Genomic DNA, 24,699 nt, shown 5'->3' on the forward strand with positions numbered 1-24,699 from the left:
AAATCAGGTGGATGCTGATGCTCTGGCCGATGCGCGCCGCACGGAGTGGGAACGACTGGACGAACTCAGTCGTGCGCGACTCGACGGTGAAGGCGTCGATGAGCTGATTCTGCGGTATCGCGCGGCATCCGCTGATCTTGCGGAACTGAAAACCTCGGTTGGTGACTCGCCGCAGGGAGCGTACGTCTCCTCGGTGCTGTCGAAGGCGCGTCTGCGGCTGACCGGCACGTCCGACAGCATCCTCACTCAGGTCGCGCGATTCTTCGCTGACCAGCTTCCCGCGGCTCTCTACCGCCTGCGCTGGACGACTCTCGTCGTGGCCGTGGTGTTCATCGCCATCGTCGTAGGAGTGGGCGCATGGCTCTCCAGCGACCCGGCGCTGGTCGCAGCTCTCGGACCCGCCGACTTCCTCGAGCAGTATGCCGAAGAGAGCTTCACCGAGTACTACACCGAGAACCCTGCCGCGGTCTTTGCGGGGATGGTCTGGACGAATAACGCGTGGATCGCCGCGCAGTGCGTGTTGTTCGGCGTCACCGGGATCTGGCCGGTCTACGTCATCGTGCAGAACGCCTTCGGGCTCGGCGTGTCCGCTGCAGTCATGGCCGTGCACGACCGGCTCGACGTCATGGTGCTGTACATCCTCCCGCACGGTCTGCTCGAGATGACGAGCATCTTCGTCGCCGCCGCTGCCGGACTCCACCTCTTCTGGGCGTGGGTTGCGCCCGGCCACCGCACACGCGGCGCGGCGCTGGCGCAGGAGGGCAGGGCACTGGCGACGGTCGCGATCGGGCTCGTGTTCGCACTGTTCCTGTCGGGCCTTGTCGAAGGATTCGTGACCGGATGGTCGCTGCCGTGGCCGATCAAGATCGGGATCGGAGCCGCGGCCCTCGCGGTGTTCCTCGTCTACATGCTTCTTGTCGGACGCCGGGCATACGAACGCGGTGAGCGCGGGGACCTGCTCGAGTATGAAGCAGGCACCCCGCAACTCACCGCGGGTTGATTCTCAGAGGGTCAGGCTGACCGGCGGCTCGGGGCGTGCGTCGTGCCGTCGAGCAGTGCCTTGTACGCGAAGCCCGCGATCAGCGCGCCCACGATCGGGAACACGAGGAAGACCCACAGCTGCGAAAGCGGCCCGAGGCCGCCGTAGATCGCTGCAGCGATCGAGCGTGCCGGGTTCACAGAGGTGTTGTCCACCGGGATGGAGATCAGGTGGATCAGCGTCAGCGTGAGACCGATCGCGAGTCCGGCGAACGGGGTCGGGCGCAGCTTGTGCGTCGTCCCCAGAATCACGAACAGGAACACCGCGGTCAGGACGACCTCGATGATGATCGCAGCCCACATGCCGAAGCCGCTGGGGGAGTGCTCGCCCCATCCGTTGCTGGCGAATCCGGCATCCTGAGCGCGCGTGAGCCAGCCGTCCGGGCCGAACAGCCCGATCAGCACCAGGATCGTCGACGCGACCACGCCACCGAAGATCTGAGCGATGATGTAGCCGGGGACATCACGCCAAGGGAGGCGGCCTGCTGCCGCGAGACCGATGCTGACGGCGGGGTTGAAGTGGCCGCCGGAGATCGGTCCGAAGGCGTAGACGCCGACGACGACGGTGAGGCCGAACGCGAGTGCGACGGCGACGTAGACCGCTGAACCTGAACCGGGGTCGGTGAAGTGGTTGGATGCGAACAATGCGGTGCCGACACCGCCGAGCACCAACAGAAAAGTGCCGATGCCCTCTGCAGTGAGTTTTGCACCGGTGGAAGGCGTAGGAAGCTCTGCTTCGGCGAGCGATTCGCTCATGGGATTCCCTCTCGTCGGTTCGATCGAAAGATCGAATTCACCGCACATGCTAGCGGGGTCGGATGCCGAAGCATCCGACCCCGCGCAGGAATCTGTGAATCAGCTGATTATTCGCCGACTCCGACCGGCTCTTCGTCGTTTCCGCCACCAGCGGCGACCAGGGCGCGGACGTCTTCCGCGACCTTCGGGTCGACCTGGCCCCAGTACCAGAAGAAGCGCTCCTGAATTGAGGGAACCGTCAATGCGTCGTACTGACCGGCGAGGGTCTCGATGAAGCGCTGGCGCTCCTCGGCGTTGAAGACATCATTGATCAGTGTGCGCGCCTGACCGAAGTCGTCGTCCTCGGAGTGGAGGGTCGCAGCGGAGCGGATCAGCGCGCCGTCCGATTCCCAGCTCGCCTCGACGCCGCGCGCCGGGTCAGCCTGCGGGCCACCGGCAGCGCCGTACGAGTTCGGGGTGTAGACCCGGTGCTCGGCGGTGTTGTAGTGGTACTGCATGTTGCCCTCGTGCATGTAGTTGCTCGTGTGGGCGGCGTGCGGCTGGTTGACCGGCAGCTGGTTGTAGTTCGTGCCGATGCGGTAGCGCTGCGCGTCGGGGTAGGAGAACACGCGGGCCATGAGCATCTTGTCGGGCGAGATGCCGGTGCCGGGAACCTGGTTGCCGGGCGAGAAGGCGGCCTGCTCGATCTCGGCGAAGAAGTTCTGCGGGTTGCGGTTCAGCGTGAACGTGCCCACCTTGATGCGCGGGTAGTCCTTCTTCGACCAGGTCTTGGTCAGGTCGAAGGGGTTGAAGCGGTAGTCCTTGGCCTCGTCGTACGGCATGACCTGCACGTAGACGTCCCACGACGGGTTCTCGCCGCGCTCGATGGCCTCGTACAGGTCGCGACGGTAGTAGTCGGCATCCTGACCGGCGATGCGCTCTGCCTCATCGGCGAACATGGGCTCGACGCCCTGCTTGGTGAGGAAGTGGTACTGCACCCAGAAGCGCTCGCCCGCGGCGTTGACCCACTGGTAGGTGTGCGAGCCGTAGCCGTTCATGTGGCGCCACGAGCGAGGGAGACCGCGGTCGCCCATGACGTAGGTGACCTGGTGGGCCGACTCAGGCGAGAGGGTCCAGAAGTCCCACTGCATGTCGGCGTCGCGCAGGGCCGAGCCCGTGAGGCGCTTCTGCGAGTGGATGAAGTCCGGGAACTTGATGCCATCGCGCAGGAAGAAGGTCGGGGTGTTGTTGCCGACGATGTCGAGGTTACCCTCGGTCGTGTAGAAGCGCAGCGAGAAGCCGCGGACATCACGCCAGGTATCGGGGGAGCCCTGCTCGCCGGCGACCGACGAGAAGCGGATCAGCGTCTCGCTCTTGGCGCCGGGCTGGAAGGCTGCCGCGCGGGTGTACTGAGAGACGTCTTCGGTGACGACGAACTCGCCGAATGCGCCGCCGCCCTTGGCATGCGGGTTGCGCTCCGGCACGCGCTCGCGGTTGAACGAGGCGAGCTTCTCGACCAGGTAGCGGTCATGAAGGGCCGTGGTGCCGTCAGGTCCGCCGGTCAGCGAGTGTGCGTCGCTGGCAACGGGCGTGCCGGTCTGGGTGGTCGTGAAAGTCTTGTCAGTCATTCACTTGTTCCTTTCGCAATCGGAGCAGATGGCTCGGTAGGTCACAGAGGCTTCGATGATCCGCATCCCATGGTCGTGGGACGGATGCAGGCAGGGGGCTTCGCCGACGGCGCAGGCGACGTCTTCGACGCGGCCGCACTCCACACACTGCAGATGGTGGTGGTTGTCGAACTCGTGCTGCACTTCGTAGAGCGCGCTCGCCGCATCGGGGAGGCTCACCCGGCGCACGATGCCGGCATTGGTGAGATCGCCCAGGATGCCGTGAACCGTGGGGAGCGCAACGCCGCTGAGCTTCTCGCGGAGACCGGAGTAGACGGTATCTGCCGACGCGTGCGGGCGGGTGGTGAGTGCGTCGAGGACAGCGACTCGTTGCACGGTGACTCGAAGACCAGCGGCGCGCAAGCGCTCGGGGGCTTCGAGAATGTCCATGCTTTCAGGGTACCGTTCTTCTGAATCGTTAGCAATAACGAATCGCTCAGGTTAACCGCCCGTTCAGGTCGCTCAGAGCGGATGCGCGGCGCGGCAGTCAGAGGCGCCCTGCGGCCTTGAGCTCGAGGTACCGGTCTGCGATCTTCGGCGGAAGAGCCTCCGGATCGGCAGTGATCGCCTCTCCGCCCGCGCGGCGAATGGCATCGGCGACATTCTCGGCGTCGCGCAGCGTGCGCTCGGCAGCTGCTGCCAGATAGATGTCCTCGCGGGAGTCCCGCTTGGTCGCAAGTGAACCCACCGCGTCATCGGTCACCGAGCCCACCAGGATCGTGGTCGCACGCGATGCGTTGGGGAAGGCGCCGAGGAAGCTGCGGGCGGACTCGGCCGCGTCCTGCGCGGTGAGCACGACGATCAGCGAAGGACGCGTCGTCAGCGTGCGGATCTCGGCGAACGCCCCACCCCAGTCGGTGTCGACGAGCCGTGCGTGAACGGGGGCCATCGCATCCGTGATCGCCTGGAGCAGCCCAGGACCATCGATACCCGTGACCCGGCCGCGCACCACGCGGTCATACATGAGCAGGTGCACGTGGTCTCCCGCTCGTGCCGCGAGCGCTGCGAGCAGGAGCGACGCCTCAAGCGCAGCATCCAGACGCGTGCCATCACCCACTCGGGCCGCTGCGGTGCGGCCAGTATCGATGAGGATCACCACATGCCGGTCGCGCTCAGGTCGCCACGTCCGCAGCATCGTCGTGCCGGCCCGCGCGGTCGCGCGCCAGTCGATCGAGCGCACGTCGTCGCCGCGCACGTACTCGCGCAGCGAGTCGAACTCCGTGCCCTGGCCGCGCACCTGGATGCTGGTGTTCCCATCCAGCTCCCGCAGCCTGGCGAGCCTGGATGGGAGATGCTTGCGCGACGTGAAAGCCGGCAGCACACGCAGCGCACCGCGCACATCGTGCCGTGCCTGCCGCCCGCCGAGACCGAGCGGTCCGCGCGAGCGGATGAAGACGAACTCACTCGTCAGCTCACCGCGGCGGCGGGGGAGCAGCGGAATCATCACCCGCCGACGCTCACCGGCAGGCACCACGATGCTCAGCCGGTCAGAGCGCGCGCCCGCTGTCGGCTGCCAAGCATCCCGTACGAGCGCGTGGAGTGTGCGCGGCCCGTGATTATGCAGCGCGACGCTCGCTTCGACAGGCTCATCGATTCGTGCCCGGGGCGGAACGCGCCTCGTGACCGAAACCGTCCGCGCGCTCGCCGCACGCCACACATCGATGCCGAGCAGGGCACAGGCCAGCACGAGCCACCCGCCCACGCCGGCCCACACCGGTATCCCCGCCATCGCGAGTGCGACGACGGGTATGACCCCGATCCCGATGGCGAGGGCGAAACGCGAGGTGATGAACACTTAGATCGGCACCCGCGTCTGCTGGATCACGCTGGCGAGCACGGCGTCTGCCGATACGCCTTCCATTTCGGCATCCGGGCGAAGCTGCAGGCGGTGACGCCACACGGGCACCAGCATGGTCTGCACGTGATCGGGAGTCACTGCGGTCGAACCGTTCAGCCATGCCCAGGCCTTCGCCGCGGCCAGCAGCGCGGTCGATGCGCGAGGGCTCGCACCGAGCAGGACAGAAGGCGACTGGCGGGTGGCGCGGGCGAGGTCGACGACGTAGCCGAGCACTTCATCGGTGACCTCGACGCGGGATGCCGCATCCTGGGCCGCACGGATCTCCTCAGCGGTCACCGCAGCCTCGATGCCGGTGAGCTCGCGGGGCGAGAAACCGCCGGCGTGCAATCGCAGCACACTGACCTCGGCGTCGCGATCCGGCATGCCGACGACGAGCTTCATAAGGAATCGGTCCAGTTGCGCCTCTGGCAGCGAGTACGTGCCCTCGTGCTCGATCGGGTTCTGGGTGGCTGCGACGAGGAAAGGATTCGGAAGATCGCGGCTGACGCCATCGGCTGAGATCTGGCGCTCCTCCATGGCCTCGAGGAGAGCCGCCTGCGTCTTCGGCGGGGTGCGGTTGATCTCATCCGCCAGCAGGATGTTCGTGAACACCGGTCCCTGACGGAACTCGAACTCACCCGTGCGCGCGTCGTACACGAGGGACCCCGTGACATCTCCCGGCATCAGGTCGGGGGTGAACTGCACGCGCTTGGTGTCAAGACCCAGAGCACGCGCGAACGACCGCACGACCAGCGTCTTGGCGACGCCGGGCACGCCCTCCAGGAGCACGTGCCCGCGAGAGAGCAGACACACCAGGAGTCCGGTGATCGTGCCTGACTGGCCGATGACCGCCTTATCGACCTCAGTGCGCACGCGATGCATGGCCTGGCGCAGAGCATCCTCATCGAAGGTATTCGGGGTGGTGTCGGTCACGGTGTGTTCCTTTCCACATGCACGGCGGTATCGACCGCCGTCTCGAGTTCAGCGAGCCGGCGGGCATCGCCTGTGAGCTCGGAGTCATTCTGCGGCAGGGGGCCTGCGAGCAGTTGGTAGAGAGAACCGCGCGGTATGCGCAGCCGATCGGATGCCGCGTCCGCGACTTCTTCGGGGGTCGAACGAGCCGTCAGACCGAGCCGTGCGGCGAGACGGCGCAGCGAGCCTTCGCGGAGAGCCGCGGCCGCGTGCGAGGAATCGCCTGCCTTCGCGGTGAGCCGCGCGCGGCCGTGCATGGTCTCGGATGCCCGGACTGTGACAGGCAGGGTTTCGGTGACGAGTGGGCCGAATCGCTGTCCACGGGCGATCCCGGCGACGATTCCCGCGAGCAGAAGAAGCAGGATCGCAGGAGTCACCCATTCCGGTGTGAGAGTCGCCAGAGTGTCAGAGGGCTGGGCTTCGATATCGGTGTCGGCGAATGAGGGCACGTACCAGACCACGCGCTCGGTCTGCCCGAGCAGCGCGAGACCGAGGGCCGCGTTTCCGTTTTCGGCGAGGTGCTCATTGCCCAGCAGCGAGGCTCCCTCGAGCAGCGCCGTGCGCGTGCCGTCGCGGTCCGAGATGAGGAGCCCCGCGGCCCCGTCATCGTCGAAGCATCCGGTGACGCCGTCTGCGGGCGAGAAGAATCGATCCGGCTGCACGGAGCCGACATCGGCAAATTCTGGAGCATCGCATCCGGCAGGCAGTGCTCCGGATGCTGGCGGGGAGGTGTTCTCACCGAGGTCGAGCAGACGCAGCAAGCGCGAGGAGCTCGAGAGGAAGACCGTGCGGGTCGACGGCTCGATCAGCTCGTGCACCGCTTCGTCCGAGAGAGTGTACGGATCGGACATCACGAGAGTGGTGTTGCCATCGACGGCTGCGATCGCGTCGGCACGGGTGCGGGAGACTGTGATCTCGACGCCCTGGTCGCGCAGGATCTCGGCGAGAGCGAGGGTGCCCGAGCCCTTGGCGCTCTCGGGATCCAGCCCGCCGCGGGAGTCCGGAGCGCTGAAGCTCAACGCGGCGATCAGAAGCGCGAAGATGATCACGGTCACCGCGAGTGCCAACCAGCCCAACAGCGACCGGAGCCTGCCCGTCTCGCGTACCGCGGTGCCGCTTGCGGGCTCGGCGACGGTCGCCGCGCCGGTCATGCGGGAACCGCCTGTCGTGCGCGGGCGATGAGCTCATCGGTCGCCACAAGCTCGCGGTACGTCTGTTCAGATGCCGGATGCCGCAGATACCGCACCTCGTCGAACATCCTGGCTGCTGACGCGAGTTCCTCTCCATGCGCGCCGAGAGCGGCAGAGGCCTCACGGGCGATCGACTGCGCTGTCGCACCTGGGGTGGGATCGACGATGTCGCGCTCGAGCAGACCGCGCGCCAGCGCGCGGAAACGGCGGATGATGGCGGCATCCCAATCTCCCTCGCGCGCACTCCGGTCGGCATCCGCTCGCAGCTGTGCGGCAGAGCGATCATCGCGCTCGCCGAGGAGCTCAGCGCCGCGGCTCTTGACGCGGCGCGACGCGCGTGGTCGTCCCCACAGGATCAGCACGGTGATGAGAGCTGCGGCAACAACGATGATCACGATCACAAGAGCGGTGCTGCCGACCTGCGCGCCGGCTTCCGGTGAGAACAGGTCGGAGATGAACTCTGCGACGTCCTCAGCGAGGTAGTCGAACCACGTCGGCTTGGCATCGGCGTAGCGCGGGTTCTGAAGTTCCTGCTCCGCCCAACGGCGGGCTTCGTCGCCATCCGGTGCGTAGGGATCGAGATCGAAACGGATCATGCCTCGCCGGATCCTGGCGCAGTCCACGAGCGCTGCGGGGTGGGCGCGGCGGGCGAGGGCGCGGCGGGCGAGGGCGGTGGCGGCGGTGGCGGCGCGGCTGCTGGCGTCTGCGGTGCCGGGTACTGGGGTGCAGCCGGGTATCCCTGTGTTGCCTGGTACTGGGGCGCCCAGCCGACCGGCGGCGCCGCGTACGTCGGCTGCGGCCGCGGGGGCGGTCCGCTGCTGACGGCGCGAGCCGGATCGACGGCGAACGGATCACCGAGCTGCTCTGTCGGGGTGCCGAGGTCACGGCGTTCGAGATAGCTGATGAGACTGTGATCGAGGCCTTCGTATCGCATGCGGCAGTCGAGATAGATGAACGCAGCGGCGGCGCACTGCACGACGACGGCGACTGCCTGGAGCACGTACACCAGCAGCTGCGGGGCGACGGTGCCGATGAGCATCATCACGATCGCAGATGTGTCGTTCACGCCGGTGGGGGAGACGACCGGCACGAAGAGCGACGACAGCAGTGAAAGCGGAACGCTCACGACGGTGACAGCAGCGTTCATTATGACGCTGATGAGCAGGATCACGGCGAACGTATTCCAGAACCGACCGCGGGTGAGGCGCCACGAGCGCACGAGCGCTTCGCGAAGAGACGCATGTTCGAGAACGAGCACAGACGGCACCAGCAGCAGCTTTGTGCTCAGCCACACCCAGAGCGGAATCGCTGCGAGCACGACCAGGATGCCGATGACGACTGTGACGGCGACGCCCTCGCCAGAGCCACCGACACCGGCCATCACGCCGAGGGCGATGATGCCGCCGACGACGATGATGACCACGGTGGCAGCCAGCATCTGCAGGACGCTCCAGCTGACCAGGCGCCAGAACGCCGGCCGCATGAGCTGCCACAGGCGTCTGAGCTTCGCCTTCTCGCCGAGCGCCGCGTAACCGATGTCGGCGGCGACGACGCCCTGCATGACGGCTGTGAACGCGAGGCTGACGAAGCCCATCGCCAGCACAGTGATCGCGTTGATGGCGATTGTGCCCCACATCACGGGGAAGAAATCCGGGTTGCTCGGGGAGAGTGATTCGAGACGGAAGAAAGTGGCCACCGCGACGCCGCCCACCACCACAAGCGTCACCACCGCGATGACGAGCTGAATGACGATCGCGAAGCCGAACAGGACCTTGGGGTTATGCCGCAGCGCGGCGAACGGCTTGCCCAGCAGCGCGCCAAACTGAAGCGGATGCAGGGGGACGAGCCCCTGCTTCACCGCGGGCGTCCAATTCTGTGCGCTCATCAAGTTCCCTCCGAAGGTGCAGAACCATCGTGTCATATCCCTCGATTCCACCGATCGAGAACGCGATGGCGCTACCGTGATCAGAACGTTGTCATGAAGTACGCTGGGAAAGACCGCGTCCAGTCTTCGTCCGAAAGGCGGCGCGCTGCGTAGAAAGATGGGGCTGGGATCAGATGACCTCACGGATCCTCGTGGTCGACGATGACACCGCGCTTGCGGAGATGATCGGCATCGTGCTGCGTACAGAGGGCTTCGAGCCGGTGTTCTGCGCCGACGGCGCCAAGGCAGTCGAGGAATGGCGCACCCAGCATCCCGACCTCGTTCTCCTGGACCTCATGCTTCCTGGGATGGACGGCATCGAGATCTGCACGCGCATCCGCGCCGAATCCGGCATACCGATCATCATGCTCACTGCGCGGGGCGACACCGCAGATGTCGTGCGCGGACTCGAGGTCGGCGCCGACGATTACATGGTCAAGCCGTTCAATCCGAAGGAGCTCGTCGCGCGCATCCGCACGCGTCTGCGTCCGGTCACACAGGCGACCAGCGAGATTCTCCGCATCGGCGACCTCGTCGTCGACGTCGACGCCCACGAGGTGCGGCGCGGTTCCACGCCGATCCCCCTGACACCGCTCGAGTTCCAGCTGCTCGTCGCACTGGCGTCCAAACCTCAGCAGGTCTTCTCGCGCGAGATGCTCCTCGAGCAGGTCTGGGGCTACCACTACAAGGCCGATACGCGCCTGGTCAACGTGCATGTTCAGCGACTGCGCGCGAAGGTCGAGCTCGACCCTGACGCGCCGAAGATCGTCATGACGGTTCGCGGCGTGGGGTACCGGGCTGGAAGCATCAGCTAGGAGATCGGGGTGATCGCGACCAGTGCGACTTCCACGACCGTCGTACTGTGGCGCGACCCGCGTGGCTGGCCCGAAGCGATCGCCAAGCTGTGGCGACGCTCGCTGCGGTTTCGCACGATCACGATCACACTGCTGCTGACCTCGCTGGCGATCTTCATCACGAGCCTGATTATGGCGCTGGTCATCCAGAACAACCTGTTCGAGTCACGCCGTGACGAGGTGCTCTCCGACGCCCTGCGCGCGGTCGCTGAGGCGCAGAACACTCTGGACTCGGCAGAGGTCACCGACGACCCGCAGGGGCTTCGCGCACTGTGGGCTGACGTGCAGGACACCATTCCTCGCGCTTCCTCGTCCACGCACGTCGCGGTCTACCCGATCGGTGACATCCCGGTGGGCACCGGTGTGCGCGGATTCACCACTGACCTCAGGACCGATCTGCTCAGCGAAGGACTGCGCGAGCGCGTGGTGTCGTTCCCCGATCGGCAGTCATGGCAGTCGGTGGCGATGCGGATGCCGGATGGCTCTGACGCACCTGGCATCGTGGTCGGACAGCAGCTGTTCGTGCCAGAGGTGGGCGCGTTCGAGGTGTACATCGCCTACGACCTGGCAGATTCGCAGAACACGCTTCAGTTCGTGCAGAGCACGCTCTGGGCCGCGGGCATCGTCCTCATCGCGATCATCGCGGGAATCTCCTGGGTAGTGCTGCGGCTCGTGTCGAAACCGATCATCGAGGCGGCTGAGACCAGTGCCAGGCTGGCAGCGGGCGACTTGGAGGTGCGGCTTCCTGTTCACGGTGAAGACGAACTGGCCACCCTTGCGCAGTCGTTCAACGCGATGGCGGACAGCATCGAGGCGCAGATCAAGGAACTCGGTGAGCTCTCGCTCGTGCAGCAGCGATTCGTCTCCGACGTGTCCCACGAGCTTCGCACTCCCTTGACGACCATCCGCCTCGCCGCGGACATGCTCAACGATCAGCGTGAGCAGTTCGACCCGACGATGAACCGCACGGCCGAGCTGCTGCATACGCAGGTGCAGCGCTTCGAGACGCTGCTCAGCGACCTCCTCGAGATCAGCCGCTACGACGCGGGCTCCGTGCAACTCGAACTCGAGCCGACGAGCCTCGCTGAGCTCGCGGAAGACATCATCGATCAGATGAAGCCGCTCGCCGAGGAGCGCGGGTCGGAGATTCGGCTGGTCGTGCCCGGCGGATACTCGCCGGTCGACATGGATCCGCGCCGCGTGCGGCGAGTGCTGCGCAATCTCGTCGGCAATGCGATCGAGCATGGAGAGGGGCATCCGGTGGTCGTCACCGTCGACAGCAATCAGTATGCGGTCGCCGTAGGGGTGCGCGACTTCGGGCTCGGGATGAAGCCCGAAGACGCGGAACGCGTCTTCGACAGGTTCTGGCGCGCCGATCCCTCGCGGCAGCGCACGATCGGGGGCACCGGGCTCGGCCTCTCGATCGCGCTGGGAGATGCGAAACTGCACGGCGGGACGCTCGCGGTATGGTCAGAGCTCGCCATCGGCACGAACTTCGTCCTCACAGTGCCGCGTGACGGCCGAGTGCTGGAGGGGCCATCGCCAGTTTCCGTCGAGCCGCAGGAGTCGCTGGGCGACGTCGGAGGGACGACGCAGCCCATTCAGCTCACTGAGCTGCGGGAGATGTACTTCACTCCGCCGACCCACGATGCCGAGGAGGGGCGATCATGACTCGGAGACGTCGCTCTCTCGGCCTGATGGCGCTCGCAGCCCTCGTCGCGGCCCTCACCGCCTGCACGAGCCTTCCCATGTCGGGCGAGGCCAATGCCGGCCTCTCCGTGGACGATGTCGATTTCGATCCAGACATCAGTCAGATCGCCGCCCGCCCCTTGGAGGGCGCAAGCCCTGAGCAGATCGTCGAAGGATTCCTGGACGCCGCGCTCACGCCGGATAACGGGTGGGCGATCGCTCGTGAGTTCCTGACTCCTCAACTGGCGGCTACGTGGCGTCCGAGCGCCGGAGTCTCGATCGATTCCGGAGCACCCGCGCGAGAGTTCACCGCTGACATCGACGGCGAGGAGGAGGCCGCGGCGAACGCTGACGTGCGCGTCGTGTTGGACCAGGTCGCTCGCATAGATGAAGCCGGCGCGTACACCGAACTGACCGGTGATGACGCGGTGGCCTCGTTCGAGGTCGAGCGCAACGACGATGGCGAGTGGCGGATCACGGTTGCCGACGACGGAATCTTCCTGGACGCTGAGGCTTTCTCGCAGGTGTATCGGCGCTACTCGCTCCAGTATTTCGATCACAGTTGGACGCACCTCGTGCCGGACGTGCGCTGGTACCCACGACGACAGACGATCGCAACGACGCTCACGCAGGCTCTTCTCAATGGCGAACCCAGCGAGTGGCTGGCTCCGGCAGTACGCAGCGCGATTCCCGGAGACGTCACGCTCGCTCGCGACGCCGTGCCCATCAGCCCGGAGAAGGTCGCGACTGTGGACCTCACCCCGAACGCATCTGGACTCGATCCGACGCAGACCGCACGGATGCGGACGCAACTGGAAGCGACGCTGCGACCCGCGGGTGTCACGGAGGTGCGGCTCACCGTCAACGGCCGTGATCTCGATGCAGGGCGGGCCACCGTCGAGACCGGCCGCACGGAATCGGCTCCGGTGGTTCTCACCGAGACGCAGTTTGGCACGTACATCGGTGAGGAGATCATTCCTTACGAGGGCATCGCCAACGAGATCGTGGAGATCGCCCCGTCGGTGCAGGCCATCGATGTCGCAGTGGATGAATCGCGGGCCGCCGTGCAGCTGGTCAACGGCGAAGTGTTCACGGTGTCCGATGGGCGGGTGGACCAGCTCGATGCGAGACCGGGCCTGATAAAGCCGTCCATCGATCCCTATGGATTCACGTGGTCGGTACCTGCATCGGCACCCCAGGCGCTCACCGCGTGGCAGTCGGATGTGACACCGATCACACCAGCCGGTGCATTCCCCGATGCCTCGGCGATCTCGGCAGTCCGTGTTGCGGCGGATGGTGTGCGCCTCGCTGCTGTGATCACTGTCGGCGGGCAGCGCTGGCTTGCGCTCGCCGTGATCGTGCGTGATCAGAACCAGGTGCCGGTTGAGATCGGACCCGCGCATCCGGTGGCGCAGATCGAAGGCGAAGTCATGGGGATGTCGTGGATTGGCGATGACACGCTCGGGATACTCGTGGACTCGGATGCTGCACGCGTGATGCTGACTCAGAAGGTCGGCGGACCGGGAACGGAAGCCGCCGCACCCGCTGGAGCCATGGCGATCTCGGGTGGGCGCACGTCGGTGGCCGTGCGCATCCTCAACGAGTCAGGCGTTCTCTTCGCTCAGCGAGGCACGACCTGGCAGATGAGTCTGTCCGAAGTGCTCGTGCTCGGCTCGCACGCAGGGCAGTAGCCACTCCTCCTGCACAGGCGGGACGCGTCCACAGATCACGTCGCACGGGTGATTCTGTGCAGCCTGGTGGCTCATGATCGACGCATGGGCGAGTGGAAGACGCTGGTGGATGAGCTTGCGGCCTTCATGCTGTCCGGGAGCTGTGCGGGCTGTGACGCGCCGGGAACCCTGCTGTGCGAAGAGTGCCGTGGCGAGCTCAGCGCGCATGTGACGGCTGCATCGACGCCCGATGGGCTGGAAATCACGGCAGCCTTCCCGTTCGAAGGGGTCGCAGCTCGCTGCATCCGCCGTATCAAGGAGGACGGCGAAACCGTCCTCGCCCGCCCTCTCGGCGGCGCCGTGGCGGTGGCAGGCGAAGAACTTCTGCGCAGGCATCCGAAAGCGGTGCTGGTGCCCGTGCCGACCAGCGGGGCCGCTTTCCGACGGCGGGGATACCGGGTGCCGGAGCTGCTGATGCGTCGCGCAGGTCTCACCTCTTCGCGCCTGCTCACGCAGATCCGACGAACTCAGGATCAGCGCGAACTCGACCTCGAACAGCGACGCCAGAACGTGGCGGGCAGCATGCGTGCGCGACACGCCCGGGGTACGCGGGAGGTCCTGCTTTTCGATGATGTCGTGACCACGGGAGCAACGCTCGACGAGGGGGCACGAGCCCTGCGAGACGCGGGATTCCGGGTGTGCGGAGCTCTCACTCTGGCGGCGACCCCCAGACGGCGTGAGCTTTGAGCAAATACATGGTGAATGGTTCGTGACAAGCAGAGGAACGGGGACTACGGTTGGGGGTCACAAGGCGACCACGGTCCGCCCTTGGCCGGGAGGACCGGGACAAGGAGGCAGCAATGGAAACAAGCATCGTTGGCGTCGGGGTGGGTATCACCGATCGCTTCCGAACCGTTGTCGAAGAGAAGATCGCCCGTATCCAGCAGCTCGCGGCGAAAGCGCAGCGGCTGGACGTCAAGGTCACGCACCGTGCTTATCGTGGCGGTCGTGTTCCCGACGAGACGGTGGAACTCACCCTTGTGGGCAAGGGGCCGGTCGTTCGCGCGGAGGCCGTTGACGGCGACAAGTTCGTCGCCCTCGACCAAGCTGTCGACAAGATGTCCGAGCAGTTGCGGCGCGCGAAGGAGAAGCGCGTCGATGGTCGTCACCACCCGCGTGGGGCACACTTTGAAAAGGGAAGCGGGTCGATCGAAGGGATCGACGTGCAACCCGCATCCGTCGACGTGCTGCGTGCCGTCGCTACCGGCGCCGTTCCGATCCAGAACGACGAGGAAGAGATCTACTCGCCCGTCGTCATCCGGACTAAGAACTTCGATGCCGAGTGGATGACAGTGGAAGAGGCGGTCGACCGAATGGAGCTCGTCGGTCACGACTTCTTCCTGTTCGTCGATGCCCGCACCGATCACCCGAGCGTCGTGTACCGGCGCAAGGGATGGGACTACGGTGTGATCTCGCTGACCACTCAGGCCTCGCCTGAGGAGGCCGAAGCCCTCGCATCCTGATCTCGAAGAAGCGGCCCGCTCCAGTGATGGAGCGGGCCGCTTCTTTGTTCAGGTTCAGTCGAAGATGCCATCCAGGATGCTGCCGATGACAAGGCCGCCCATGATGCCGCCCATGATGTCGCCGCCGCCTCCACGACGTCCGCCGCCCCATCCGTCGCCGCCCCAGCCCTGTTGTTGCTGCTGCTGCGGGCGGGCAGAGTCGATGTCGCGCTGCGCGAGCTGCAGTGCCTCCGCGGCGAGCTGGGCGACGCGCCGAGATGCCGCAAGCGCCTGCTCGCGGGTCTCCTCGGGCTGGATCATCTCCGGAACATCGATCCGAAGACGCTCTGCTTCAGCGAAGCGGGTGCGGGCATCAGCGCCGATCCAGCCGCGGTGGCCGGAGATCAGGCCGCGGGCGACGCCGAGCTGACGGTCGGCGTCATCCAGGGAATGCTGCACGTGGGCGACGCTGGGCAGAGGGTTCTGCGCGCGATACTGCGCCTTCGCAATGGCATCGTCGAGGGCAGTGTTCGCGTTGCGCAGCTGGGTCAGCTCGGCGAACGGGTCATTCCGTGCGCCCGAGGGGGATAGGGCTTCCAGCGCACGTTCCAGGTTGGTCACGGCCGTCGTGACCGCCGTGACGTTGGGAGCATTGCGTGCTGCGACGATGTCTCCGCGTGAGTCGGCGACGACCTCGGCGAGGGTGGACTCTGCGCGCAGTGCTTCGATCTCGAAGTCCTCCACGGCATCCATCAACGCGCCTGCGCGCCTGGTCGCCTCGGTAGCTGTTTCGAGTGCGAGGTTCGCCTCTTCGTTCTGGCGTGCGGCGCGGCGGCGCTCGGAAACCTCGGCGCCGTGGGTGGCGAAGGAGATGAGCTGTTCGGCCTCGCCGGCAGATGCCAAGATCTGCTGCATCGCGGAATCGGAATAGCGAGTCGACAGACGTTCGATCGTGGAGCGGGTCTGCGGGATTCGTGCGGCCAGAGCTTCGGCATCCGCCCGCACCTTCGCGATGATCTGCGGCGCCTGGCGCACGCGAGAGATCGACGCTGCGAGTACTGCGGTCTTCTCGTCGAGCAGATCCTCTGCCCATTCGCACAGCTGGACGATGCGAGCGTTGCGGGTGCGCAGCTCTTCGTCGGTGTCCGGGATCTCGTCGTGGTTGAGCTGGTGCAGCTGGAACGCTTCGCGCAGGTGCGTCCGCACCGACTCGAGAGCGGCCTTCAGGTCCTTGGTCATCGAGATGCCGAGTTCTGCCTCGGCGAAGGCGAGCTCGTCACCCGCCGTACGAATGCGCTCGTCGGTTGCGACGAGCGCCTGCTCGGCGCGGCGGGCGAGATCGGCATCCTGCGCCGCCTGCACAGCCTCTTGCTCACGTTTGCGCTTACCCCAGAAACCGGCCATGGATCGATCCTACTTTCCGTATGCCATGTGCGGGCTGTGGGTGATCGCACGTGGCTGAAGCATTGTCAGGGTCATCGCGCAGCAGCCATCTGGCCCGATGGACGTCCGCGTTTGGGACGCTCGGTCGCGAGTTCCAGTCCTACGGCGGAGCCCGGGCGCAGCGCGAGGCGCACCTCGATGTGATCGAGCCATCGGAGCTCGGCCTCGGCAGCGAAGATCATCGAGTCCATGACAAGCGACCAGGCGAGTCCCGCTGCGTCTTCGGCGTCGCTGCCGGAGTAAGTCGCCTGCTGCACGTTGTGCAGGTGCGCGAGTGACGCACCCCGCTGTGCCTGGATGACCGCGGCGACATCCACGCCAGGGAGGGTTGCAGCGACAGCGAGCTTGATCGCGAGCTCGTCGCGTGTCGCCTGGGCCCGCACGACGGGGGAGGCGAGCCACTGTGCGACCTCTGCGGACCCAGCATCCGTGATCTGCCAGTACACATGACCCTGCTCATCGTGGGCGCCGCGGTCGACGAGGCCGTCGCGCTCAAGGCGCTCGAGGGTGTTGTAGATCTGGCCGACGTTCAGTGGCCACGTCGAGCCCGTACGGCGATCGAATTCCACCCGAAGCTGATAGCCGTAGCAGGGTCCCTGGTCGAGGATTGCGAGCAGGCTCTGGCGAACGGACAAGAAGGCCTCCTGAAGTGATTTCTCAGTAAATATATATGCGAAAGGGTATGCCAGCATCCGATCTGACGCAGTGGCGTGTCCTGTGCAGGCGACGTGCAGGTCACGGGCCGGTAACATAGCGAAGTATGCCCGGCGCTGAAGCCCGATCTGGGTGGCTGGGACCTTGACCCCACAGGGAGACTAAAAGTGGCGAATCCTCTTGAGAAGCTGCTGCGCGCAGGCGAAGGACGAATCCTCCGCAGGTTGAATCAGGTCGCCAAGGCCGTGAATGCACTCGAAGAGGACTTCGAGAAACTCACCGATGACGAGCTTCAGAACGAGACAACCGTATTGCGTGCGCGATACGAGAGCGGCGAGTCGCTGGACAAGCTGATGCCGGAGGCCTTCGCAGCCGTGCGTGAAGCCGGCAAGCGAATTCTCGGCATGCGCGCGTATGACGTGCAGATCATGGGTGGGGCAGCTCTCCACTTCGGCAACATCGCCGAGATGAAGACCGGTGAGGGCAAGACGTTCACCGCTGTCCTTGCCATGTACCTCAACGCCATCGCCGGCAAGGGCGCGCACCTGGTCACGGTCAACGACTTCCTCGCGAGCTACCAGGCCGAGCTCATGGGGCGCGTCTACCGCGCACTCGGCATGACCACCGGAACGATCGTCTCTGGGCAGACACCGGCGGTCCGCCGCGAACAGTACCTGTGCGACATCACCTACGGCACCAACAACGAGTTCGGCTTCGACTACCTGCGCGACAACATGGCGTGGCGCAAGGAAGACCTCGTTCAGCGCGAGCACTTCTTCGTCATCGTCGATGAGGTCGACTCGATCCTCATCGACGAGGCGCGCACCCCGCTGATCATCTCTGGCCCGTCATCTGGCGAGGCCAACCGCTGGTTCACCGAGTTCGCGAAGATCGCTCGCACTCTCGAGGCTGGCGAGGACTACGAGGTCGACGAGAAGAAGCGCACGATCGGTGTGCTCGAGCCGGGTATCGAGAAGGTCGAGGATTACCTCGGCATCGACAACCTCTACGAGTCGGCCAACACCCCGCTCATCTCGTTCCTGAACAACTCGATCAAGGCCCTCGCGCTGTTCAAGAAGAACACTGACTACGTCGTCATGAACGACGAGGTCATGATCGTCGACGAGCACACCGGCCGCATCCTCGTCGGCCGCCGCTACAACGAGGGCATTCACCAGGCGATCGAGGCGAAGGAAGGTGTGCCGGTCAAGGCCGAGAACCAGACTCTCGCCACGGTCACACTGCAGAACTACTTCCGTCTTTACGAGAAGATCGGCGGAATGACGGGTACGGCTGAGACCGAAGCCGCCGAGTTCATGTCGACGTACAAGCTCGGCGTCGTGCCGATCCCGACGAACAGGCCGATGATCCGCAAGGACAAGGCCGATCTCGTGTACAAGAACGAGACGGTGAAGTTCGAGCAGGTCGTAGAGGACATCGCCGAGCGCCACGAGTCGGGACAGCCGATTCTCGTCGGAACGACCAGCGTCGAGAAGAGCGAGTACCTCTCACGCCTCCTGGCGAAGAAGGGCATCAAGCACGAGGTCCTCAACGCGAAGAACCACGCGCGCGAGGCCGAGATCGTTGCTCGCGCCGGTCGCCTTGGCGCGGTCACCGTCGCCACGAACATGGCTGGTCGCGGTACCGACATCATGCTCGGCGGCAACGCGGAATTCCTCGCTGTGCAGGAACTCAGAGCGAAGGGCCTCGACCCCGCACAGACGCCCGACGAGTACGAATCCGCCTGGGACGAGACGTACGAGCAGATGAAGGCAGTCGTCGCCGAAGAGAGCTCGAACGTCATCGAAGCCGGCGGCCTGTACGTGCTCGGCACCGAGCGCCACGAATCGCGTCGCATCGACAACCAGCTGCGCGGTCGATCGGGTCGTCAGGGAGACCCCGGTGAGAGCCGCTTCTACCTCAGCCTGACCGATGACCTCATGCGCCTCTTCCAGTCGGGCGCGGCAGAGGCGATCCTCGCGCGGACCAACTTCCCCGACGATGTTCCGATCGAGTCCGGGCTGGTCTCACGTGCCATCCGCAGTGCGCAGTCGCAGGTCGAGTCGCGCAACGCCGAGATGCGCAAGAACGTCCTGAAGTACGACGACGTTCTCAACCGTCAGCGTGAAGCGATCTACACCGACCGCCGTCACATCCTGCAGGGCGATGACATCGCGGACCGCGTGCAGCACTTCATCGAGGACGCCATCACCGGCGTCGTCGCGGACCACACCGGCGAGGGCCATACCGAGAGCTGGGACTTCGACGCGCTCTGGACAGAGCTGAAGACCCTCTTCCCGGTCAGCGTCACGATCGACGAGGTCGTGGCAGAGGCCGGTGGCCGCAAGGGCGGCGTCACGACCGATGGCCTCAGCCGTGAACTGCTCTCCGATGCGAAGATCGCGTACGAGAAGCGCGAGGAGACCCTCGGCGAGGCAGCGACCCGTGAACTCGAGCGACGCGTCGTGCTGCAGGTGCTCGACCGCCGCTGGCGCGATCACCTCTACGAGATGGACTACCTCAAGGACGGCATCGGACTTCGGGCCATGGCGCAGCGCGATCCGCTGATTGAGTATCAGCGCGAGGGCTACGCGATGTTCCAGTCGATGATGGGGCAGATCAAGGAAGAATCGGTCGGCTACCTCTACAACCTCGAGGTCGAGGTGCGGCGTGCCGAGGATTCGCAGACCACCGAGGTCGAGGCCAAGGGGCTCGTCACCGATGGCGGCGACCAGCGCCTGGAGTACTCCGCTCCCAATGACGCCGGTGACGTCGAGGTGCGCAACGAGCGCGGTCAGGTGCAGCAGTCCGCCACCGAGCGGGTTCGCAAGGCTGCTGAGGCCGCCGCGGCCGCCGGCGGCGCAGCGCCCGCACCGCAGCAGGAGGCTCCCCGAGGCGCCTTCGGCCAGCGGACGGATGCGCCGGCTGCAGCTCCGCAGAACCGCGAACAGCGGCGGGCTGCGGGCAAGAAGAAGAAGTAGATCTGACGTGAGAAGGCCTACCGGCGAGAGCCGGTAGGCTTTTTCAATGACTCCCATGCGCACCTTCGACCAGTCGTCGAAGCTCAAGAACGTCCTGTACGAGATTCGCGGCAAAGCGCTCGTCGAGGCGGCGCGCCTGGAGGCGGAGGGCCACAACGTCCTCAAACTGCACACCGGCAACCCCGCGATCTTCGGTTTTGAGGCTCCGCACCAGATCGTGCACGACATGCTCGCCGCGTTGCCGACCGCGCATGGGTACAGCGACAGCAAGGGGATCATCTCTGCGCGTCGCGCTGTCGTGAGCCGATACGAGCAGGTGCCCGGCTTCCCGCAGTTCGGGCCAGAAGACGTCTATCTCGGCAACGGTGTGTCCGAGCTCATCACCATGACGATGCAGGCACTGCTCGATGAGGGCGACGAGGTGCTCATCCCCGCTCCCGACTACCCGCTGTGGACGGCGATGGCCAGCCTCGCAGGCGGCAACCCGGTGCACTACGTGTGCGACGAGGAGAACGGTTGGAGCCCGGACCTCGAAGACATCCGCTCGAAGGTCACGCCGAAGACCAAAGCGATCGTCATCATCAACCCCAACAACCCCACCGGTGCGGTGTACTCACGGGAGGTGCTGGAGGGGATCGTGCAGATCGCCAGGGAGCATCAGCTGCTCCTCTTGTCTGACGAGATCTACGACCGCATCCTCTTCGATGATGCCGTGCACATCCCGACCGCAACGCTCGCACCGGATCTGCTCTGCCTGACCTTCAACGGTCTGTCCAAGACGTATCGTGTTGCGGGCTACCGGTCGGGCTGGGTCGTCATCACCGGCCCGCAGCGACACGCAAAGGGGTTCTTGGAGGGGATCACTCTTCTCGCCTCGACACGCTTGTGCCCGAACGTTCCCGCCCAGCACGCTGTGCAGGCCGCCCTCGGCGGAGTCCAGTCCATCGGCTCCCTCATCGCGCCGACAGGACGCCTGCATGAGCAGCGGGACATCGCATGGAAGGGCCTCGAGTCGATCCCCGGAGTCTCGTGCGTGAAGCCGCAGGGCGCGCTGTACGCATTCCCACGGCTAGATCCCGAGGTGCACCAGATCCATGACGATGAGAAGTTCGTCTACGACCTGCTGGTCGCGGAACGGATTCTGCTCGTGCAGGGGACCGGGTTCAACTGGCCCACTCCGGATCACTTCCGTGTCGTGACGCTGCCGGAGCCCCGCGTCCTCGGTGAAGCCATCGAGAGACTCGGGAACTTCCTCGCGAGCTATCAGCAGTAGCTCGCGTCAGCGCCGGCGTGGCAGCGGGCTCGAGGCGCTCTGCGAGTCTCCGCACCGCGGTGACTAGTGCGGAGCGCGGCGTGACATCGGCCATTGTCCGACCGTGAAGCAGCGCGGCGTCGGCTGCTCGCTGGTCGAACGGCAGGAACGTGACATCGGTGATGCCGGCGAATCGTTCCAGCGAGCGGCGGATCTGACCTCGCGCATCGATGCCCAGCGGCCCAGGGCGCACCTTATTCGCAACGACTGCGATGCGCGGGAGCGGGCCGACCAGGTTGCGCAGTTCTGCGTGATCCCGCAAGAACCGCGAGATCGACAGCGGGTCGGCCGCAGTGACTGCGACGATGAGGTCGGCTTCTCGCAGTACGGCGGTGGTCGCTGCGTGCCGACGCGGTCCGAGGAGATCATCGGAGACCTCCTCGAAGGAGTCGAATGATGCAGCGACATCGACCACTGTCACATCGGCCCAGTCGCGACACACCCCCAGCGTGGTCTTCATTCGATCGGCGGAGATCTCTGGCCAGCGAGAAGGACGATTGATGCCGGCGAAGACGTTGAGGCCACCGGAAGCCGTCTCAACGACTGCGGCGATGCGACCGAGCTCCGCGGCATCGAGGCCGCCGAATTCCGCACGGCGGCATGCGGCAGCAAGACCTGGTGCGTCGTCGCCCAGCCCGAGCAGTAGGGCGAGAGAGGGCGCCACGGTGTCGGCGTCGATGAGTGCGCACTGACGTGCAGTGCGCGAGAGCTCGGCCGCAAGCTGTATCGCCACTGTGGAGCGTCCGGGGGAGCCGTGCGAGCCCCACACGGCGATGATGCGGCGCTGCGATGCAGGTGCCGACGCTGTGGGGGCCGGAGCGTCTTCGCAGAGCGCATCCGCGATCTGCCATGCATCGGAGTCTTCGGGTAGAGCTTCGGGCAGTCCGAGTCGGCTGAGCAGTCGAGTCTCGGCTGCGCCGAGCGTGACGATGCGTACGCCGGCCATGTCGCAGGCAGCGATGAGGTCGCCGCTGAGAGCCGCACGAGTCGCGGGAAGGATGATGGCATCAGCGCGAGCGAGCAGCGCGCTGGGCACCTCTCCGGGAGTCGCGATACCGGCGATCTCGATTCCTGTGCGCTCCAGATCTGCAGCGAGCTCGGACGCGCGCGGCTCGGGGAGCGCGATCAGCGCGGAGGTCACGACCCAGACCCTCGCGGTACGACGGACAGGGCCGCGCCATCGGTGACGGCCGCCAGGACCTCGGCGATATCGGCGCGATCGATGACGACCTCGACAGCGGCGCTTCGCTGTGCCAGCATGCCGTCGCTTTCGGGCACCGACGCGACGACGACGTCGGCCGCGAGAATGCGCGGTGCGTCGAACTCATCGGAATCGCCGATCACCGGCGAGTACCAGAGCTCGACGGGCGTGCCGACGCCGATGTGCTCGGGAAGGCCGATACTGCTCTCGATGACGATGTTGGTCGTGCGACCGCGCTGCGCATCAGCCGTCGCCACCGCTGGCAACAGCTCTCCGGAGCCCACTGTGCGCGATGCGATCAGCCCGGCCTCGAGGTCCTGCGGGGCCATGTACTCGTCGGCCGCTGCGCCGAGGCTGACTTCGACGACGCGGAAATCAGCTGAGGTGAGCGGTGCGCCCTCGACGATCGTACGGTTCGCCTGCAGCACGGGGGTCGTGTCGCGTGCCGTTGATACGACCAGCCAGACTCCGACGATGGAAAGGATGACCAGCGCGATACCGATGAGGAACCGGATATCACCCCAGAAAGCGTGCCGGGCACGCGGATGCGTCGTCATGAACACATCGTCACAGAATCAGTGGAATCGGCTCAGAAGTTATCCACAGGGGTGCGAGGCGGTATGGACGCACGAAGAACGGAGGCCACAATGGGTACATGGCCGATTCGCCCGCATCTGCTTCTCGATTCCTCGCGCCCGCGCAGGTTGCCGAGCTGCTCAGCATTGAGCTGGACGAGGTTATTTCGCTTGTCGTCGAGGGTCGACTGCGTGGCGCTCGACTCGGTTCTCCTGCACGCTGGCGGGTAGAAGAGGCGAGTATCGCCGACTACCTCGCCGAGCAGACCGAAGATGCCAGGCGGACCGCTCTGTGGCACCAGGCCGATGACGCGAGCTTCCCCGAGGTGTGGGGCCACCAGCCACGTTCTTAGAACGTCGCGTTCGAGGTGCGTAGCCATGCCACCGCGGTGAACGGCACCAGCCGGAACGCCCGCACGGCGTGAGCGTGCCTGGCCTCGCCTGCATCGTGCACGGCGAGATCGAGATGGTCTTCGCCAGCGCGATCAATCGTGCCGTGCACCGTCGCTCCGTCGGTCAGGGCGATCCGCAGGGCCAGCCGGCGCCGAGCGAAATCTCGGAGGAGGAATCCGAGCGTCATGCGATCACGGATTCCGTCGGGTGCGACCGCGCGATCATCGAGCGTGTCGAGAATCGCGCCGTGATGGGTCTCGACGCTCGAGACGACCTGCAGAGGAACGATGAGTGCGCTGGGAGCGTCGACAGTCTGTACCGCCAGCCAGTCCGCACCCATCGCTCGAAGGACCCCGCAGCAGCGCTCGCCCCCTGCGATGCACAGGGTGAGGGGAGCGTCGGTCTGGTGCAGCATCCGCAGACGAGCGCGGAGCGTCAGCTTCGCGATGCGCAGTCGTTCGGCTTCTGCGTTCAACGCGGCACGCTCGGCCTCCCACTCGCCGGCGAGCTGGCCTTCGAGGTCTTCGAACAATCGATCCCAATGCACATGACGAGCGTAAGGGACGGCACTGGGGCCTCTACGGGTTATCCACATTTTTCGTGATCACCCCCACGCGGAGGACCTGACGCGTGCTCTACTGACATGCGTTCCATACCGAGAGTGATCACGATGATGCTTCAAGAGTATTTTGCCCCGCAGCCGACATCGACATCTGCCTTGCCGAGCCCCACTCCGTTGATCCGGAGCCTTACGCAGGGCGTTCTCGAAGTATTCGCCGGCGTCCGTGAGATCGATCAGTTGGCACGCTGGTTCAGCGAGGAGGCATTCCGCAAGCTCGGCGCTCGCGCCAACCTGTCTGCTCGGGCGCGCAGTGCGCGTGGCACGGCACCCGTGCGGCCCGTGTTCGAGATCCTCTCGATCCGCGAGACCGTGCCCGCCGACGGAATCGTCGAGGCTGTCGTCGTCGTTGCCGGTCCCGGTCGAACTCGTGCAGTGGCCGTTCGCTTGGAAGGGCTGGATCGCCGTTGGCGCGCCACGTCGTTCGCTGTGCTGTGAGCGGT

At 65.7% G+C, this 24,699-nt stretch carries 23 protein-coding genes; 10 read left to right on the forward strand and 13 right to left on the reverse strand.

The annotated features are described in order from the left end of the window. Positions 1-7 precede the first annotated feature (7 nt). Complete coding sequence (locus ACTU6U_RS04315; protein ID WP_443468423.1) at positions 8-1,000, forward strand: stage II sporulation protein M; 993 nt, start codon at positions 8-10, stop codon at positions 998-1,000. A gap of 11 nt (positions 1,001-1,011) precedes the next feature. Here ACTU6U_RS04315 and aqpZ read toward each other — a convergent pair whose 3' ends face one another. The 8 genes from aqpZ to ACTU6U_RS04355 form a co-directional block, all read right to left on the reverse strand. Continuing rightward, entirely contained in the window at positions 1,012-1,794 is a 783-nt protein-coding gene (aqpZ, locus tag ACTU6U_RS04320) for an aquaporin Z (RefSeq protein WP_443467944.1), read from the reverse strand. Positions 1,795-1,901: 107 nt separating this feature from the next. After that, complete coding sequence (locus tag ACTU6U_RS04325; protein WP_443467945.1) at positions 1,902-3,401, reverse strand: catalase; 1,500 nt, start codon at positions 3,399-3,401, stop codon at positions 1,902-1,904. Continuing rightward, positions 3,402-3,830: a Fur family transcriptional regulator gene (locus ACTU6U_RS04330; protein WP_443467946.1), complete on the reverse strand. Its 429-nt coding sequence runs from the start codon at positions 3,828-3,830 to the stop codon at positions 3,402-3,404. A 97-nt stretch (positions 3,831-3,927) separates the two neighbouring features. After that, the gene (locus ACTU6U_RS04335) at positions 3,928-5,235 is read right to left on the reverse strand and encodes a DUF58 domain-containing protein (protein ID WP_443467947.1); all 1,308 of its coding nucleotides are present in this window, start codon (positions 5,233-5,235) and stop codon (positions 3,928-3,930) included. Continuing rightward, a complete protein-coding gene (locus tag ACTU6U_RS04340) occupies positions 5,236-6,159 on the reverse strand; it encodes an AAA family ATPase (protein WP_443468424.1) in 924 nt (307 codons plus the stop codon). It abuts the gene before it with no gap. Between the two features lie 47 nt (positions 6,160-6,206). Beyond that, positions 6,207-7,400, reverse strand: coding sequence for a DUF4350 domain-containing protein (locus ACTU6U_RS04345; RefSeq protein WP_443467948.1), 1,194 nt, complete (start codon positions 7,398-7,400; stop codon positions 6,207-6,209). After that, complete coding sequence (locus tag ACTU6U_RS04350) at positions 7,397-8,035, reverse strand: DUF4129 domain-containing protein (RefSeq protein ID WP_443467949.1); 639 nt, start codon at positions 8,033-8,035, stop codon at positions 7,397-7,399. Before ACTU6U_RS04350 ends, ACTU6U_RS04345 begins: the two co-directional genes overlap by 4 nt. After that, positions 8,032-9,324 carry a DUF7847 domain-containing protein gene (locus ACTU6U_RS04355; protein ID WP_443467950.1) on the reverse strand — a complete coding sequence of 431 codons (1,293 nt, stop codon included), beginning with the start codon at positions 9,322-9,324 and terminating at the stop codon, positions 8,032-8,034. The genes ACTU6U_RS04350 and ACTU6U_RS04355 overlap by 4 nt, the downstream gene beginning before the upstream one ends. Positions 9,325-9,497: 173 nt before the next feature. Here ACTU6U_RS04355 and mtrA point away from each other — a divergent pair, with 173 nt between their 5' ends. From mtrA to hpf, 5 genes are all read left to right on the forward strand, one after another. Beyond that, complete coding sequence (gene mtrA / locus ACTU6U_RS04360) at positions 9,498-10,178, forward strand: MtrAB system response regulator MtrA (RefSeq protein ID WP_443467951.1); 681 nt, start codon at positions 9,498-9,500, stop codon at positions 10,176-10,178. A gap of 9 nt (positions 10,179-10,187) precedes the next feature. Next, positions 10,188-11,888, forward strand: a complete 1,701-nt coding sequence (gene mtrB, locus ACTU6U_RS04365; RefSeq protein WP_443467952.1) for an MtrAB system histidine kinase MtrB — start codon at positions 10,188-10,190, stop codon at positions 11,886-11,888. After that, positions 11,885-13,597, forward strand: coding sequence for an LpqB family beta-propeller domain-containing protein (locus ACTU6U_RS04370; RefSeq protein WP_443467953.1), 1,713 nt, complete (start codon positions 11,885-11,887; stop codon positions 13,595-13,597). The genes mtrB and ACTU6U_RS04370 overlap by 4 nt, the downstream gene beginning before the upstream one ends. An 84-nt stretch (positions 13,598-13,681) precedes the next feature. Further along, positions 13,682-14,323, forward strand: coding sequence for a ComF family protein (locus ACTU6U_RS04375; protein WP_443467954.1), 642 nt, complete (start codon positions 13,682-13,684; stop codon positions 14,321-14,323). A gap of 113 nt (positions 14,324-14,436) precedes the next feature. After that, positions 14,437-15,099, forward strand: coding sequence for a ribosome hibernation-promoting factor, HPF/YfiA family (hpf, locus tag ACTU6U_RS04380; protein WP_443467955.1), 663 nt, complete (start codon positions 14,437-14,439; stop codon positions 15,097-15,099). A 54-nt stretch (positions 15,100-15,153) separates the two neighbouring features. Here the strand turns inward: hpf and ACTU6U_RS04385 are convergent, their stop codons facing one another. Both ACTU6U_RS04385 and ACTU6U_RS04390 read right to left on the reverse strand, forming a co-directional pair. Next, entirely contained in the window at positions 15,154-16,482 is a 1,329-nt protein-coding gene (locus ACTU6U_RS04385) for a coiled-coil domain-containing protein (protein ID WP_443467956.1), read from the reverse strand. 71 nt (positions 16,483-16,553) lie between these two features. After that, positions 16,554-17,156 carry a PadR family transcriptional regulator gene (locus ACTU6U_RS04390; protein WP_443467957.1) on the reverse strand — a complete coding sequence of 201 codons (603 nt, stop codon included), beginning with the start codon at positions 17,154-17,156 and terminating at the stop codon, positions 16,554-16,556. A 186-nt stretch (positions 17,157-17,342) separates the two neighbouring features. Here ACTU6U_RS04390 and secA point away from each other — a divergent pair, with 186 nt between their 5' ends. Both secA and ACTU6U_RS04400 read left to right on the forward strand, forming a co-directional pair. Further along, complete coding sequence (secA, locus tag ACTU6U_RS04395; RefSeq protein ID WP_443467958.1) at positions 17,343-20,156, forward strand: preprotein translocase subunit SecA; 2,814 nt, start codon at positions 17,343-17,345, stop codon at positions 20,154-20,156. 46 nt (positions 20,157-20,202) lie between these two features. Next, positions 20,203-21,429 (forward strand): pyridoxal phosphate-dependent aminotransferase, encoded by a 1,227-nt coding sequence (locus ACTU6U_RS04400; RefSeq protein WP_443467959.1) that lies wholly within the window; start codon positions 20,203-20,205, stop codon positions 21,427-21,429. Here ACTU6U_RS04400 and ACTU6U_RS04405 read toward each other — a convergent pair. Together ACTU6U_RS04405 and ACTU6U_RS04410 are read right to left on the reverse strand one after the other, a co-directional pair. After that, positions 21,320-22,609, reverse strand: coding sequence for a CpaE/TadZ family protein (locus tag ACTU6U_RS04405; RefSeq protein WP_443467960.1), 1,290 nt, complete (start codon positions 22,607-22,609; stop codon positions 21,320-21,322). The genes ACTU6U_RS04400 and ACTU6U_RS04405 overlap by 110 nt on opposite strands. Next, positions 22,606-23,226: a CpaB family protein gene (locus tag ACTU6U_RS04410; RefSeq protein ID WP_443467961.1), complete on the reverse strand. Its 621-nt coding sequence runs from the start codon at positions 23,224-23,226 to the stop codon at positions 22,606-22,608. Before ACTU6U_RS04410 ends, ACTU6U_RS04405 begins: the two co-directional genes overlap by 4 nt. 98 nt (positions 23,227-23,324) lie before the next feature. On the opposite strand from ACTU6U_RS04410, the gene ACTU6U_RS04415 reads away from it, so the two are divergent. Next, positions 23,325-23,597 (forward strand): helix-turn-helix domain-containing protein, encoded by a 273-nt coding sequence (locus tag ACTU6U_RS04415; protein WP_443467962.1) that lies wholly within the window; start codon positions 23,325-23,327, stop codon positions 23,595-23,597. Here ACTU6U_RS04415 and ACTU6U_RS04420 read toward each other — a convergent pair. Then, positions 23,594-24,184 (reverse strand): hypothetical protein, encoded by a 591-nt coding sequence (locus ACTU6U_RS04420; protein WP_443467963.1) that lies wholly within the window; start codon positions 24,182-24,184, stop codon positions 23,594-23,596. The genes ACTU6U_RS04415 and ACTU6U_RS04420 overlap by 4 nt on opposite strands. 123 nt (positions 24,185-24,307) lie before the next feature. On the opposite strand from ACTU6U_RS04420, the gene ACTU6U_RS04425 reads away from it, so the two are divergent. Further along, positions 24,308-24,694, forward strand: a complete 387-nt coding sequence (locus tag ACTU6U_RS04425; protein WP_443467964.1) for an Rv3235 family protein — start codon at positions 24,308-24,310, stop codon at positions 24,692-24,694. The last annotated feature ends 5 nt before the right edge of the window (positions 24,695-24,699 follow it).

The sequence above is a fragment of the Microbacterium zouquanmingi genome (assembly GCF_052266695.1).
Taxonomy (GTDB): Bacteria; Actinomycetota; Actinomycetes; order Actinomycetales; family Microbacteriaceae; genus Microbacterium.